Genomic DNA, 12,649 nt, shown 5'->3' with positions numbered 1-12,649 from the left:
GCCGATACAGGAAGTCCCGTCCGTTGGCGTGCTCGACTCTCAGCCAGACGCCGTTGTCGTCGCTCTGGACCTCGCTGTTCTCCAGCCCTTCGGCGGCGACGGCGGCGCGCACCTCTTCCAGCGCCGGGACGCCGTGGCGCGCGATCTGGCGGTCGATGTCGCGACGGCTGGCCGGGGCCAGGATGCGCTTGAGCTGTTCGCGCAGGGGCGGCGCCTCGGTCTCGACGGCCTCGCCCTTCAGGTCGGCGTTCATCTGCCGCGCCAGGCCGAAACAGGCCAGGATCATGATGACCGCGAAGGGCAGGGCCGCCACCAGGGTCGCCGCCTGCAGGGCGCCGAGGCCCCCGGCCAACAACAGCAGGGCCGCCGTCAGCCCCTCCATTCCGCACCAGTAGACCCTTTGCCAGCGCGGCGTCTCCTCGGCCCCGCCCGAGGCCAGGGTGTCGATCACCAGCGAGCCTGAGTCCGCCGAGGTGACGAAGAAGACCGCCACCAGGGCGATGGCCAGGACCGAGGTGATCGCCGTGCCAGGCAGGAACTCGAAGAAACGGAACAGGGCCGTCGACAGGTCCGCCTGCACCGCGTCCGAGATCGCCCCCGCCGCCACGCCCAGGTCCAGGCTCATGGCGGTGTTGCCGAAGACCGTCATCCACAGGAAGGTGAAGCCCGACGGCACCAGCAGCACGCCGATGAGGAACTCCCGCACCGTCCGTCCGCGTGAGATGCGGGCGATGAACATGCCCACGAACGGCGACCAGGAGATCCACCAGGCCCAGTACAGCAGGGTCCAGTCCGCCATCCAGGCGCGCGGCTCATAGGCGTAGAGGGTGAAGGTGCGCTCGAAGAAGTGGTCCAGATAGAGGCCGAAATTCTGCACATAGGCCCGCAGCAGGAAGAGCGTCGGCCCCACGATCAGCACGAACAGCATCAGGCAGACGGCGATGAACAGGTTCAGCTCGGACAGCCGCCGCACGCCCTTGTCCACGCCGGTCAGCACCGAGGTCGTCGCCGCGCCCATCACCACGACGATCAGTCCCACCTGCATGATCACGTCGTTGGGCAGGCCGAAGACGTAGTTCAGGCCCGAGGTCATCTGCGCCACGCCGTAGCCCAGGGAGGTGGCGATGCCGAACAGGGTGCCGCAGATGGCGAAGATGTCGACCAGGTCGCCCAGCCAGCCGTTCACCCGCTTGCCCAGCAAGGGATAGAGGCTGGACCGCATGGTCAGGGGCAGTCCCTTCCTGTGCGCGAAATAGGCCAGGCTCAGACCCACCACGGCGTAGATGGCCCAGGCGTGGACGCCCCAGTGGGTATAGGTGATGACCATGGCCTCGCGGGCGGCTTCCAGCGTGCCGGGCTGCGCCTCGGGCGGAGCGATGTAGTGCTGGACCGGCTCGGCGACGGCGAAATACATCAGGCCGATGCCCATGCCCGCGGCGAACAGCATGGCCAGCCAGGAGACATAGGGGAAGTCCGGCTCGGCGTCGTCCGGCCCCAGCTTCAGCCGCCCTGTCGGTCCCAGGGCCAACGCCGCGACGAACAGCATGAAGCCCGCGACCGAAGCGACGTAGAACCAGCCGAAAGTCTCCACCACCCAGGCCTGGGCGCGTCCGAACAACAGGTCGGACGTCGCGGGCGCCATGAGGGCGAGCAGCAGCAGCCCGCCTGCGATGGCGCTGGCCCCCCAGAAGACCCGAGGGTTCATTTTTGAGCTCAGCATGGGCTCCAAGCGCACGGCAACGCTTAAGGTTCCATCAGGGTCACAGACCCGCCTTCGGAATGAAAAAGATGTAACTCGGTTATGCGTCGTGGCGCTGGTATCGGCGGTCTGGAGGACGTTGAGGGACGTCCGTGCGAGGACGCCCAGATATGAAGAAATACAAGTTCGCGCCCTTGTTGGGCGCCGTTCTGGCCTTGCCTGCGGCAGGCGCTCTCGCTCAGACGGCGCAACCCGCGTCGCCGTCAGCCGCCCGCGCACAGCAGGTCCAGAGCCCGCCTCAAAAGGCTGACAAGGATGACCAGCCTGCGGCCGTGGGCGATGTCGTCGTCAGCGCCCGCTCCAATGATGTCCGCACGTCGATCGACTCGATCAGCTACAGCCTGGCCGACGATCTTCAAGCGGCGACCGGCACCCTGGCCGAGGCCTTACGCAACGTGCCCTCGGTCGATGTCGATCCTCAGGGCAACGTCTCCCTGCGCGGCGACGGCAATGTCACCATCCTGGTCGACGGCCGTCCCTCCGCCATTCTGTCGGGCCCGAACCGCGCCGACGCGGTGCTGCAGCTGCCGGCCGATCGCTACGCCCGCATCGAGGTGATGACCAATCCGTCCGCCGCCTACAGTCCCGAGGGCTCCGGCGGGGTCATCAACCTGATCACCAAGCCGGTTCCGGCGGCGGTGGCCGCCGCGGCGGCTGCGGGGGCGTCGGGCGCGACAGTCACGACCGGCTCGTTGCGCGCCAATGTCGGCGACAATGGGCGATGGAACGTCGGCGCCAGCGGTTCGCGGCAACGCGGCAAGCTGACCCTGACAGGCGATCTCAGCTATCGCCATGATGATCAGGGCCTGGCCTTCAACCGTCTGCGCGAACAGCTCAACGCCTCCGGCGCGACCGTGGGCACGACGACGACGGCTCAAAACATCGACTCGACCCAGAGCGGTTTCTTCGGTCGGGTGGCGGCCGAATACCGGTTGACCGACAAGACCATGCTGACCGGCGAGGTGCGCGCGAACCGTTTCGAGGTCGACAGCGACGTTCGCGGCTTGTTCGAAACCCGCGACGGCTCCGGGGCGCTGACTCGCGCCTACGCCCGCAACGGTTCGGGCGGCTTCGCAATGGACGGTTGGGGCGTCACGGGCCGGGTGCTGCACCAGTTCGACGCCTCGGGGCATGAATGGTCGAATGAGTTGCGCTACGATCGCAACGACCATGAAAATGACTCGCTAGCCGCCAACATCTTCAGCCTCCCGACAGAGCCGGCCTTTTATGAGGCTCAGCGGGGTTTGAACGCTCAGCAGACAATCGGTTTCACCAGCGCCTACACCCGGCCGATGGGCGAGGGCGCCAAGCTGCGCGCGGGATATGAGCTGAACCTCACCCGGCCGGATCAGGAGAATGAGGTGCGGCGCGGGCCGTCCGAGAAGGCTCTGGTCCTCGTGCCGTCGCAAAGCAATCGGTTCGAGGCGGAGCAGATCGTCCACGCCCTATACGCCACCTATGAACGGCCGTTCGGCGAGAAGCTGTCCGGCCAGTTCGGACTGCGCCTGGAGCAGGCGGACATCGAGGTCGAGGACGTCACCAACGCCGTGCGCGCCTCCCAGGACTATTTCCGCGCCTATCCGACCTTCCACCTGCAGTATCAGCTGACCGAGACCCAGACGCTGCGCGGCAGCTATTCGCGGCGAATCCAGCGGCCTCAGCCGTCGCAGTTGAATCCTTTCGTCGTCTATGGCGATCCGTTGAACCTGCGTTCAGGCAATCCGGACCTGGAGCCGCAGGAGACCGACAGCTTTGAGGCCATGTGGCAGATGCGGCGCGGTCAGAGCTTCTATCAGGCGACAGCCTACTTCCGCGACACGACCAAGGCCTTCACCGACGTGGCGGCCGATGTGGGCGGCGGCGTCCTGCTGACGCGACCCGAGAACCTGGGCGCCCGGCGCGACTTGGGGATCGAGCTGACCGCCAGCGGCCGCTTGCACCCGACCCTGCGCTACAACGCCAGCATCAACGCTTTCCGTCAGGAGATCGACGCTGCGGGCATCGTGGGCGGTCGCGACCGTGAGGGCGAGATGCTGACAGGGCGTCTCAGCTTGAACTGGCAGGCCACGCCTAAGGATTTCGTGCAGTTGATGGGCTTCTGGCAGGGCGATCAACTTCTGGCCCAGGGCACGCGCGAGAGCGGCGGCATGCTGAACTTCGGCTATCGCCGCAAGCTGAACGACACCCTGTCCCTGCAGTTCACCGCGCGCGACATCCTGAACTCGTTCGGCGGCGCCACCACCTATGACACGCCTCAGTTCCGCGAGCGTTTCGACCAGGATCTGAATTTGCGCGCCTTCTATCTGGGCCTGACCTGGTCCTTCGGCGGAGGACCGCGGCGCCAGCCCGAGCAGTTCGACTTCTCGACCGGCCCGACGGGCGGCTGACGCGGATATGACCCGCTCAGGCTCGCGTCTCCCAGGCGGTCCAGGCGGCGATGGCGACCAGGCCCAGGGCCATGGCGGCGCGCAGCATCGGACCCTGGGCGCGGGTCAACAGGGCGCCGCCCGCGCGCGCCGCCGTCAGCACGATGGTCGTGTGGACGACGACGCTGACCAGAACGTGCAGCGCGCCTAGCGTCAGGGCCTGCGCCAGAGTCGAGCCGTGGTCGGGGCGCATGAAGCCGGGCAGCAGCACCACATAGAGCAAGGCGGCCTTGGGGTTCAGCAGATTGCCGATCAGGCCGCGTCGGAACAGGGCGCGTCGCCGCATCGCGACCAGGGCGACGCCCGCGCCGTCGCCCGCGCTGCGCCAGGCGTCCCAGGCCAGCCACAGCAGGAAGCCTACGCCCGCCCAGCGGATGGCCTGATACAAGGCGGGCCAGCGCAGCACCACTTCCGTCAGCCCGAAGGCGGCGGCGACCATCCACAGCGTCAGGCCCAGGGTGATGCCGACCACGGCGGCCAGCCCGGCCGCGCGCCCCTGCGACAGGGACACCAGCGCCAGCCACCCCATGTTCGGGCCGGGGGTCAGCTCCATCAGCGCGACTGCGACCAGGAAGGGCGCGACCACGGTGGGATCGATGGGCGGCTGCATCGGCGATTTCCATACTTTTCCTGCGGCCACGCTAGGCCGGGACGGGCGGCGTCATCAATCGCGAGCCGGCCCTCTTGCGTGTCCCATAGGCCACACCCACCTCCTTTGCGACAGCTCAAGGCGTCGCTTCGTGAAAGGGCGCATTGAGTCGAAATCCGCCTCCCGAGGGGAAACCGAACGACATGAATCTCGACCTCTATTCCGACCGCGCCAAACAGGCCGTCCAGTCCGCTCAGTCGCTGGCCCTGGCCCGCCGCCACCAGCAGTTCGCGCCCGAGCATCTGCTCAAGGTGCTGCTCGAGGAGCGCGACGGCCTGGCCCGCAAGCTGATCGATCAGGCGGGCGGCGACCCGTCCGCCGTCGAACTCGTCACCGAGGGGCTGCTGAAGAAGCGGCCCCAGGTTTCGGGCGGCTCGGGCCAGATCTATCTGGACGGCGACACCGCCCGCGTCTTCAACGCCGCCGAGGAGGCTGCGAAAAAGGCGGGTGACGCCTTCGTCACCACCGAACGCCTGCTGGCCGCCATCGCCAAGGAGGGCGGCGCCGCCGCCGAAGCCCTGAAGTCCGCCGGGGTCACGGCCAAGAAGCTGGACGACGCCGTCGCCGAAATCCGCAAGGGCAAGACCGCCGACAGCGCGGGCGCCGAGGACAGCTTCGACGCCCTGAAACGCTACGCTCGCGACCTGACCGAGGCCGCCCGCGACGGCAAGGTCGACCCGGTCATCGGCCGCGATGAGGAGATCCGCCGCACCATTCAGGTGCTGGCCCGCCGCACCAAGAACAACCCCGTCCTGATCGGCGAGCCGGGCGTCGGCAAGACCGCCATCGTCGAGGGTCTGGCCCTGCGCATCGTCAACGGCGACGTGCCCGAAAGCCTGAAGGACAAGAAGGTTCTGTCGCTCGACATGGGCGCACTGATCGCGGGCGCCAAATACCGCGGCGAGTTCGAGGAGCGGCTGAAAGCCGTGCTGAACGAGGTCGCCGCCGCCGAGGGGCAGATCGTGCTTTTCATCGACGAGATGCACACCCTGGTCGGCGCGGGCAAGGGCGACGGGGCCATGGACGCCTCCAACCTGCTGAAGCCCGCCCTGGCGCGCGGCGAACTGCACTGCGTCGGCGCCACCACGCTGGATGAATATCGCAAGCACGTCGAGAAGGACGCGGCCCTGGCCCGTCGTTTCCAGCCGGTCTTCGTCTCGGAACCCACCGTCGAGGACACGGTGTCGATCCTGCGCGGCCTCAAGGAAAAATACGAAGTCCACCACGGGGTGCGCATCAGCGACAGCGCCATCGTCGCCGCCGCCACCCTGTCGAACCGCTACATCACCGACCGCTTCCTGCCGGACAAGGCCATCGACCTGATCGACGAGGCCGCCTCGCGCGTCCGCATGGCCGTCGATTCCAAGCCTGAGGCTCTGGACGAGATCGACCGCCGTCTGGTCCAGCTGAAGATCGAGCGCGAGGCCCTGAAGAAGGAGAGCGACAGCGCCTCGCAGCAACGTCTCGAAAAGCTGGAGGACGAGATCGCCGACCTCGAAGGCCAGTCGGACGACATGACCGCCCGCTGGAAGTCGGAAAAGGACAAGGTGGGGCAGGGCGCGCAACTGCGCGAAACGCTTGACCGCCTGCGCGCCGAACTGGCCGCCGCCCAGCGCGCCGGCGACCTCGGCCGCGCCTCAGAGATCGCCTATGGCCAGATCCCGCAACTGGAGAAGCAACTCGCGGATTCCGAATCCCCGGCGGCGGTCGCCGCCCCCCTGACGCCCGAGGTCGTCGACGCTGAACAGATCGCCGCGGTCGTCAGCCGCTGGACCGGCGTGCCCGTCGACAAGATGCTGGAGGGCGAGCGCGAGAAGCTGCTCAAGATGGAGGAGGAACTGGGCCGCCGCGTGGTCGGTCAGGACGAGGCCCTGGCCGCCGTCTCCGACGCCGTGCGCCGCGCCCGCGCCGGTCTGAACGATCCGAACAAGCCGCTGGGCAGCTTCCTCTTCCTCGGCCCCACGGGCGTCGGCAAGACCGAGCTGACCAAGGCGCTGGCGGGCTATCTGTTCGACGACGACAACGCCATCACCCGCATCGACATGTCCGAATACATGGAGAAGCACTCGGTCAGCCGCCTGATCGGCGCCCCTCCGGGCTATGTCGGCTATGACGAGGGCGGCGCCCTGACCGAGGCCGTGCGCCGTCGCCCCTATCAGGTCGTCCTGTTCGACGAGGTCGAGAAGGCCCACCCCGACGTCTTCAACGTGCTGCTTCAGGTGCTGGACGACGGCCGCCTGACCGACGGTCAGGGCCGTACCATCGACTTCAAGAACACCCTGATCATCATGACCTCCAACCTGGGCAGCCAGTTTCTGGCCGACCAGCCGGAAGGCGAAGACGTCGAGGCCGTTCGCCCCCTGGTCATGGAACAGGTCCGCGCCCACTTCCGGCCCGAGTTCCTGAACCGCATCGACGAGATCATCCTGTTCCACCGCCTCGGCCGCGAACAGATGGGCGGCATCGTCCGCATCCAGCTGGCGCGTCTGGAGAAGCTGATGGCCGACCGCCGCCTGACGCTGGCCCTGGACGACAGCGCCCTCACCTGGCTCGCCGACAAGGGCTATGACCCGGTCTACGGCGCCCGCCCCTTGAAGCGCGTCATCCAGAAGGAACTGGTCGACCCGATGGCGAAGAAACTGCTGGCCGGAGAGATCGAGGACGGCAGCGTGGTGGCCGTGTCAGCGGGTAGCGATGGGCTGGAGATCGGGAAGGCGCGGGTGCATTAACGCGCCTTCCAGCGTCGATCCGAGAAAGGGGCCGCGTCATTGCGGCCCCTTTTTTCTTTCGTCATCCTCCGGCAAGCCGCGTCAGCGGCGCAGACGGGGGGACCCAGCGGCGCGCGGGAGCGCGAAAGATCCACGCTCGGCGGCCGCGCTAAGATCGCCTTCGGCGCCGCTGGGTCCCCCGGTTCCGCGCTGCGCGCGGCCCGGAGGATGACGAAAGAGGGGGAGCGGCATAGGCTGTGTGCATGGCGACCCATCGCACCTTCATCGCGACCTACATCATGGCGAGCGGGCGCAACGGGACGCTCTACGTGGGCTCGACCTCCAATCTGGAAAGCCGCGTGTGGAAGCACAGGACGCGCGCCTTTCCCGGCTTCACCGACGCCTATGACTGCACCCGCCTGGTCTGGTTCGAGCAGCACGCCCTGATGCTGGATGCGATCCGGCGCGAGCGGCGGATCAAGAAGTGGCTGCGCGACTGGAAGTTGGCCCTGATCGAGAAGGACAACCCGGACTGGCGCGACCTCGCGGCCGACTGGTTCCTCGATCCGAACTGGACCCCGCCGCCGGGCGCCGACTGAGCCTCACCCCAGCACCGGCATCACCTCCACCCCGTCGCAGGGGAAGGGGTTCATGTGCGGGTGGTTCTCGAACAGGCGGGTCGCCGCTTCGTGGCTGTCGGCGCGCACGACCATGAAGACGGTCAGCAGGTTGACCACGTCCGTCACTTCGCCGTCGTCGTCGATGCGTTTGGTCGGGCCCAGCGGGCCGCCCTGAAAGACGATGGAGTCGCGGTGCGCTTCTTCCCATTCGGCGACGGCGGCGACGCCGAGGCGGGCCGTCTCGGCCTGCTCGGCCTCGCTCATGGCGCGCCAGGCCCGCCATCTGGGGCCGGTCTTGTCGCTGGTGAAGACGGCCAGGTAGTGGGTCTGCGCGCTCATCGAAGCCTCCCGTTTGCGCAAAGGGTCGGTCTTTCGTCGGCCGTGGGCAAGCGGGGCAGCCTCCCCTTATGGGAGAAGGAAAATCCGCCGGCCTTCACATCAAGGCTTCGCAGCGCCTGATATTTCCCGCCTCCGCGCCCCGCTCGTCCTCATCTCCCCGCCCCACCTCCCGCCTCCCGCATCCTGGCCCTCGTCCCGTCGCAGGGGAGGGCTCGCTCGGCCGGCGAACCGAAGCGGCGGCGGGAGCGGAGAGAACGGGGTCCGTGTCGGATCGCCGGCCTCCCATCGCGCGCGCCGGGCAAGGGGAACCCCAGCGGAAGGCGGCGACGGTTCGGGCGGGCGGTTCAGGATGTCCTGCGGGCGGCGGAACGAGGCGAACGCCTCCAACGCCGTTCCGCGGCCTCAAGCCGTGCGCAAGCGCGACCGGCCGCAGACATCAGGACGCGGAGCCGACGGGGCCTAGCGACGGGGCGTTCGACCCGTCCGCCAGAGAGGCTCCGGCCAGGGTCGAGGGGGTTACTCGGACCGTTCCAGGACCGCGTCGTCGCGCGGCCTGCCCGTCATGGGCGCCGGGGGTAGCCGCGAACAACGGCGCCTGCCCCGAGCTCATGTCCAACTCTTCGCGCGGGGCGTCGGCCTTCGTCGAAACGGTATTGCTCAATTCTCTCCGGGCGAAGCCCCGGCGCCCCGCCCAGCCCTCTCGCCGCCCGGTCACGCCGAGGCGGACAGACGCGTTCCTTCTCCCCTTGCGGGAGAAGGTGGCCCGTCAGGGCCGGATGAGGGGTCTCTCCGAGGTCGGATGAAGGCCGCGCTTAGACCGCCGCGCGACCCCTCATCCGTCAGCCTTCGGCTGCCACCTTCTCCCGCAGGGGGAGAAGGAAGACGCGCTCAAGTCGCGAGGGTCCGCGACCCGAGCATAGCGCCCTTAGATATGAATGGCGTGGCCCAGGGCGCGCAGGGACGCCTCGTGGAAGGCTTCGCCCAGCGTCGGGTGGACGTGGATGGTTCCGGCCACGTCTTCCAGCACCGCGCCCATCTCCAGCATCTGGGCGAAGCTGTTGGACAGCTCCGACACGTGCTGGCCGACGGCCTGGACGCCCAGCAGGCGGTGGTCGGTCTTGGAGGCGATGACGCGAACGAAGCCGCCGTCCTCGCCCGCCTCGATGGCCAGGGCGCGGCCGATGGCGGCGAAGGGGAAGACCGCCTGGATCACGTCGTCGCGGCCCTTCACGTCGTCGGGGCCGAGGCCCGCCGAGACGATCTCCGGCTCGGTGAAGCAGACGGCGGCGATCGCAGTCGGGTCGAACACGCGGTCGTGGCCGGCGATGATTTCGGCCACGACCTCGCCCTGGGCCGAGCCCTTGTGCGCCAGCATGGGTTCGCCGGTCAGGTCGCCGATGGCCCAGACGTTCTTCATGCTGGTGGCGCAGCGATTGTCGATCTTCACGAACGGGCCGTTCATGGCCACGCCCATGTTCTCCAGGCCCCAGCCCTTCGTCCGCGCGCGGCGACCGACGGTGACCAGCACCTTGTCGGCGTCCAGCTGCATCGGATTGCCGTCCCTGTCGGTGACGTTCAGCTTGCCGTCCCCGAAACCGCCCGCGCGGGCGCCGAGCAGCAGCTGGACCCCGTGCTTCTCCAGCCATTTGGCGACCGGGTCGGTCAGGGCCTTGTCGTAGAGCGGCAGGATGCGCTCGGCCATTTCGACGATGGCCACTTCGGCGCCCAGCTTGCGGAAGGCGATGCCCAGCTCCAGGCCGATATAGCCGCCGCCGACGACGACCAGCTTCTTGGGCGCTTCCGGCAGGCTCAGGGCCTCGGTGGAGGAGATCACGTCGCCGCCGAAGGGCAGGAAGGGCAGTTCGACCGGCTCCGATCCCGTGGCCAGGATGACGTGCTCGGCGGTGATGCGGATGTCGCCGTCGTCGGTTTTGACGGTGCAGGTCTTGGCGTCCGAGAAGTCGGCCCAGCCCTTGATGACCTTGACCTTGGCCTTCTTCAACAGGGCGGCGACGCCGGCGTTCAGCTTCTTGACCACCCCGTCCTTCCACTCGACCGTCTTGGACAGGTCGATGGCCGGGGTCGAGGCGGTGATGCCCAGCGTGCCGTCGCCGGCGGCCTTGGCCACCGTCTCAAACTTGCCCGCCGCGTGGATGATGGCCTTGGACGGAATGCAGCCGACGTTCAGGCAGGTGCCGCCGAGGCCCGGCGACGCGTCCACCAGCACGGTCTCCAGCCCCAGCTGGCCGCAACGGATGCCTGCGACATAGCCGCCGGTCCCGGCGCCGATGATCAGGACTTTGGTTTTCAGGGTCTGGGTCAACGATAGGCCTCAATGCGAGAGGTGAATTCAGGAGGAATTTGATGGGGTTCAAAGAGGCGTACGGCGCCGTTCGGGGTTTCCATCCCGAGCACGAGGTCGCCGACTTTCACGCGCTGAAAATCGACGCAGACCATATCGGCGTAGTCACCAAGGCGACGAACGCTCTCGGCTGCCGTCAGGGCATAGGTCGGCTTGGGCTGGCCTTGGATTGCTTCCAGACGCTCGATAGTGGCCTTGGATTCCGAGATTTCCAGGGTCGCTGTGCGACGAGGTTCCTGCAGTCGCTCCACCATGGTCACGCGCCCGATGAAGAGTGCTGGACCATCGGCGCGCAGAAGCGAAGGCCAGTGAGGCGGAGGCTCAGGAATGCAGGCCCAGGCGGAGGTCGCACTGAGAGCGGCGAGGGCGAACCCAATGATCAGAACTTTGGTTTTCAGAAGCTGGGTCATTCGCGTTGATAGCGCTCTAGGAGATTCTGAATTCTGGAGAGATCGTTCGTGTACGGATACACTTCCATGGGGGCGCTATAAGCTGATCCGTTCATGGGGGCGGGCGCGGGTGGATCTTCGCCATGGGAGGGCGTGATGATCTCGGCGAAGAGACGTTGGGCTTCCGCTGGATCAGCTTCGAGTAGCAGCAAGACGCGTTGACCTTCCTTCACGGGGAAAATCGGTCCGCAATCATCCTTCGTAGCCCAGCGATAGCTTGGCACGGTTCGTAAGCGGGCAGGACCAGTAAGTCGAAAATTGGCCACGTACACGGGACCTATGCCTTCTTCCCACTCTCTGGGCCGCACCCGTCGAACTTCGGCGACCTCAGCTTCGAATGCTGCGGGGGCGGTAAGGAAGGTGAAGTTCAGAGGGAGAAGCGTACAGGCGTTGGTTTCGCCTGCCGCCAACAGCGCGGCTATCGTCAGAGCTATAGCCGCGCTGCGCTTCATCCTAGTTCATCCAGAGGGTCGCCGGGTTCTCCAGCAGGGTCTTGATCTTCTGCACGAAGACCGCCGCGTCGTGGCCGTCGACGATGCGGTGATCGAAGCTGGAGGACAGGTTCATCATCTTGCGCACGACCATCTGGCCGTTCCGCACCACGACGCGCTCCTCGATCTTGTTCGGACCGACGATGGCGACTTCGGGGTGGTTGATGATGGGCGTGTGCACCACGCCGCCGAGCGTGCCCAGCGAGGTGATGGTGATGGTCGAGCCGGAAAGCTCCTCGCGCTTGGCGCTGCCGTCCTTGGCGGCGCCCGAGACGCGGGCGATCTCTTCGGCCGTATCGTAGGCGTCGCGCGCCTCGGCGTGGCGGACGACCGGGACCATCAGGCCGTTCGGCGTCTGGGCGGCGATGCCCAGATGCACGGCGTTGTGCTGGGTCAGCACGCCCGCCTCGTCGTCATAGGTGGCGTTGATGTTCGGCTGATCCTTCAGGGCCACGACGATGGCGCGGGCGATGAAGGGCAGGACGTTCAGCTTGGCGCGGCCGGTGCCCTTGTTCTGGGCGTTCAGGTGGGCGCGCAGCTCTTCCACCGCCGTCATGTCGATGTCCTCGACATAGGTGATGTGCGGGATGCGACGCACGCTCTCGGCCATCTTCTCCGCGATCTTGCGGCGCAGGCCGATGATGCGGACTTCGTTGGTTCCCTCGGCCTTGGCGTAGAGCGAGCCGCCCGAGGCCGCAGCCGGGGCGATGGTCCCGCCGCGCGCGACGAAGGCGTCCAGATCGGCGTGCTCGATGCGGCCGGCAGGGCCGCTGCCCGGCACGAAGACCAGGTCGATTCCCAGATCGCGCGCGCGGTTGCGCACGGCGGGGGAGGCCAACGGGCGCT

At 67.4% G+C, this 12,649-nt stretch carries 10 protein-coding genes; 3 read left to right on the top strand and 7 right to left on the bottom strand.

Features of this window, described 5'->3' with window-relative positions:
* On the bottom strand, window positions 1-1,705 hold a 1,705-nt coding region (locus BDIM_RS14015), incomplete at its 3' end, for a BCCT family transporter (protein WP_248601220.1).
* 164 nt (window positions 1,706-1,869) lie between these two features.
* Between BDIM_RS14015 and BDIM_RS14010 the strand changes: the two genes are divergently transcribed.
* Window positions 1,870-4,146: an outer membrane beta-barrel family protein gene (locus BDIM_RS14010; protein ID WP_003166252.1), complete on the top strand. Its 2,277-nt coding sequence runs from the start codon at window positions 1,870-1,872 to the stop codon at window positions 4,144-4,146.
* Between the two features lie 16 nt (window positions 4,147-4,162).
* Here BDIM_RS14010 and BDIM_RS14005 read toward each other — a convergent pair whose 3' ends face one another.
* On the bottom strand, window positions 4,163-4,795 hold the full coding sequence (locus BDIM_RS14005; RefSeq protein ID WP_003166251.1) for a LysE family translocator: 633 nt from the start codon (window positions 4,793-4,795) through the stop codon (window positions 4,163-4,165).
* Between the two features lie 182 nt (window positions 4,796-4,977).
* Here BDIM_RS14005 and clpB point away from each other — a divergent pair, with 182 nt between their 5' ends.
* The gene (clpB, locus tag BDIM_RS14000) at window positions 4,978-7,563 is read left to right on the top strand and encodes an ATP-dependent chaperone ClpB (RefSeq protein ID WP_003166250.1); all 2,586 of its coding nucleotides are present in this window, start codon (window positions 4,978-4,980) and stop codon (window positions 7,561-7,563) included.
* Between the two features lie 242 nt (window positions 7,564-7,805).
* Window positions 7,806-8,141, top strand: a complete 336-nt coding sequence (locus tag BDIM_RS13995; RefSeq protein WP_003166249.1) for a GIY-YIG nuclease family protein — start codon at window positions 7,806-7,808, stop codon at window positions 8,139-8,141.
* Window positions 8,142-8,144: 3 nt separating this feature from the next.
* Here the strand turns inward: BDIM_RS13995 and BDIM_RS13990 are convergent, their stop codons facing one another.
* The 5 genes from BDIM_RS13990 to BDIM_RS13975 form a co-directional block, all read right to left on the bottom strand.
* Window positions 8,145-8,501: a YciI family protein gene (locus BDIM_RS13990; RefSeq protein ID WP_003166247.1), complete on the bottom strand. Its 357-nt coding sequence runs from the start codon at window positions 8,499-8,501 to the stop codon at window positions 8,145-8,147.
* A 925-nt stretch (window positions 8,502-9,426) separates the two neighbouring features.
* Window positions 9,427-10,824, bottom strand: coding sequence for a dihydrolipoyl dehydrogenase (gene lpdA, locus BDIM_RS13985; RefSeq protein WP_003166246.1), 1,398 nt, complete (start codon window positions 10,822-10,824; stop codon window positions 9,427-9,429).
* Window positions 10,821-11,273, bottom strand: a complete 453-nt coding sequence (locus BDIM_RS13980; protein ID WP_040346272.1) for a hypothetical protein — start codon at window positions 11,271-11,273, stop codon at window positions 10,821-10,823. Before BDIM_RS13980 ends, lpdA begins: the two co-directional genes overlap by 4 nt.
* Window positions 11,270-11,764: a hypothetical protein gene (locus BDIM_RS17650; protein ID WP_143276782.1), complete on the bottom strand. Its 495-nt coding sequence runs from the start codon at window positions 11,762-11,764 to the stop codon at window positions 11,270-11,272. The genes BDIM_RS13980 and BDIM_RS17650 overlap by 4 nt, the downstream gene beginning before the upstream one ends.
* Window position 11,765: 1 nt before the next feature.
* The coding region (locus tag BDIM_RS13975) for a dihydrolipoamide acetyltransferase family protein (protein WP_040346269.1) at window positions 11,766-12,649 on the bottom strand (884 nt) is incomplete at its 5' end.

Origin of the sequence: Brevundimonas diminuta ATCC 11568 (genome assembly GCF_000204035.1) — a bacterium.
GTDB classification, from domain to species: Bacteria; Pseudomonadota; Alphaproteobacteria; order Caulobacterales; family Caulobacteraceae; genus Brevundimonas; species Brevundimonas diminuta.
Note: the sequence above shows the minus strand (reverse complement) of the source record. Positions and strands in the feature narration are given on the sequence as shown.

What these genes read in the sequence shown, in the direction of transcription:
- BDIM_RS14010 (WP_003166252.1), top strand. Translation starts at nt 1,870, where the DNA reads ATGAAGAAATACAAGTTCGCGCCCTTGTTGGGCGCCGTTCTGGCCTTG.
- BDIM_RS13980 (WP_040346272.1), bottom strand. Translation starts at nt 11,273, where the DNA reads ATGACCCAGCTTCTGAAAACCAAAGTTCTGATCATTGGGTTCGCCCTC.
- BDIM_RS17650 (WP_143276782.1), bottom strand. Translation starts at nt 11,764, where the DNA reads ATGAAGCGCAGCGCGGCTATAGCTCTGACGATAGCCGCGCTGTTGGCG.
- BDIM_RS14005 (WP_003166251.1), bottom strand. Translation starts at nt 4,795, where the DNA reads ATGCAGCCGCCCATCGATCCCACCGTGGTCGCGCCCTTCCTGGTCGCA.
- BDIM_RS13995 (WP_003166249.1), top strand. Translation starts at nt 7,806, where the DNA reads ATGGCGACCCATCGCACCTTCATCGCGACCTACATCATGGCGAGCGGG.
- BDIM_RS13990 (WP_003166247.1), bottom strand. Translation starts at nt 8,501, where the DNA reads ATGAGCGCGCAGACCCACTACCTGGCCGTCTTCACCAGCGACAAGACC.
- clpB (WP_003166250.1), top strand. Translation starts at nt 4,978, where the DNA reads ATGAATCTCGACCTCTATTCCGACCGCGCCAAACAGGCCGTCCAGTCC.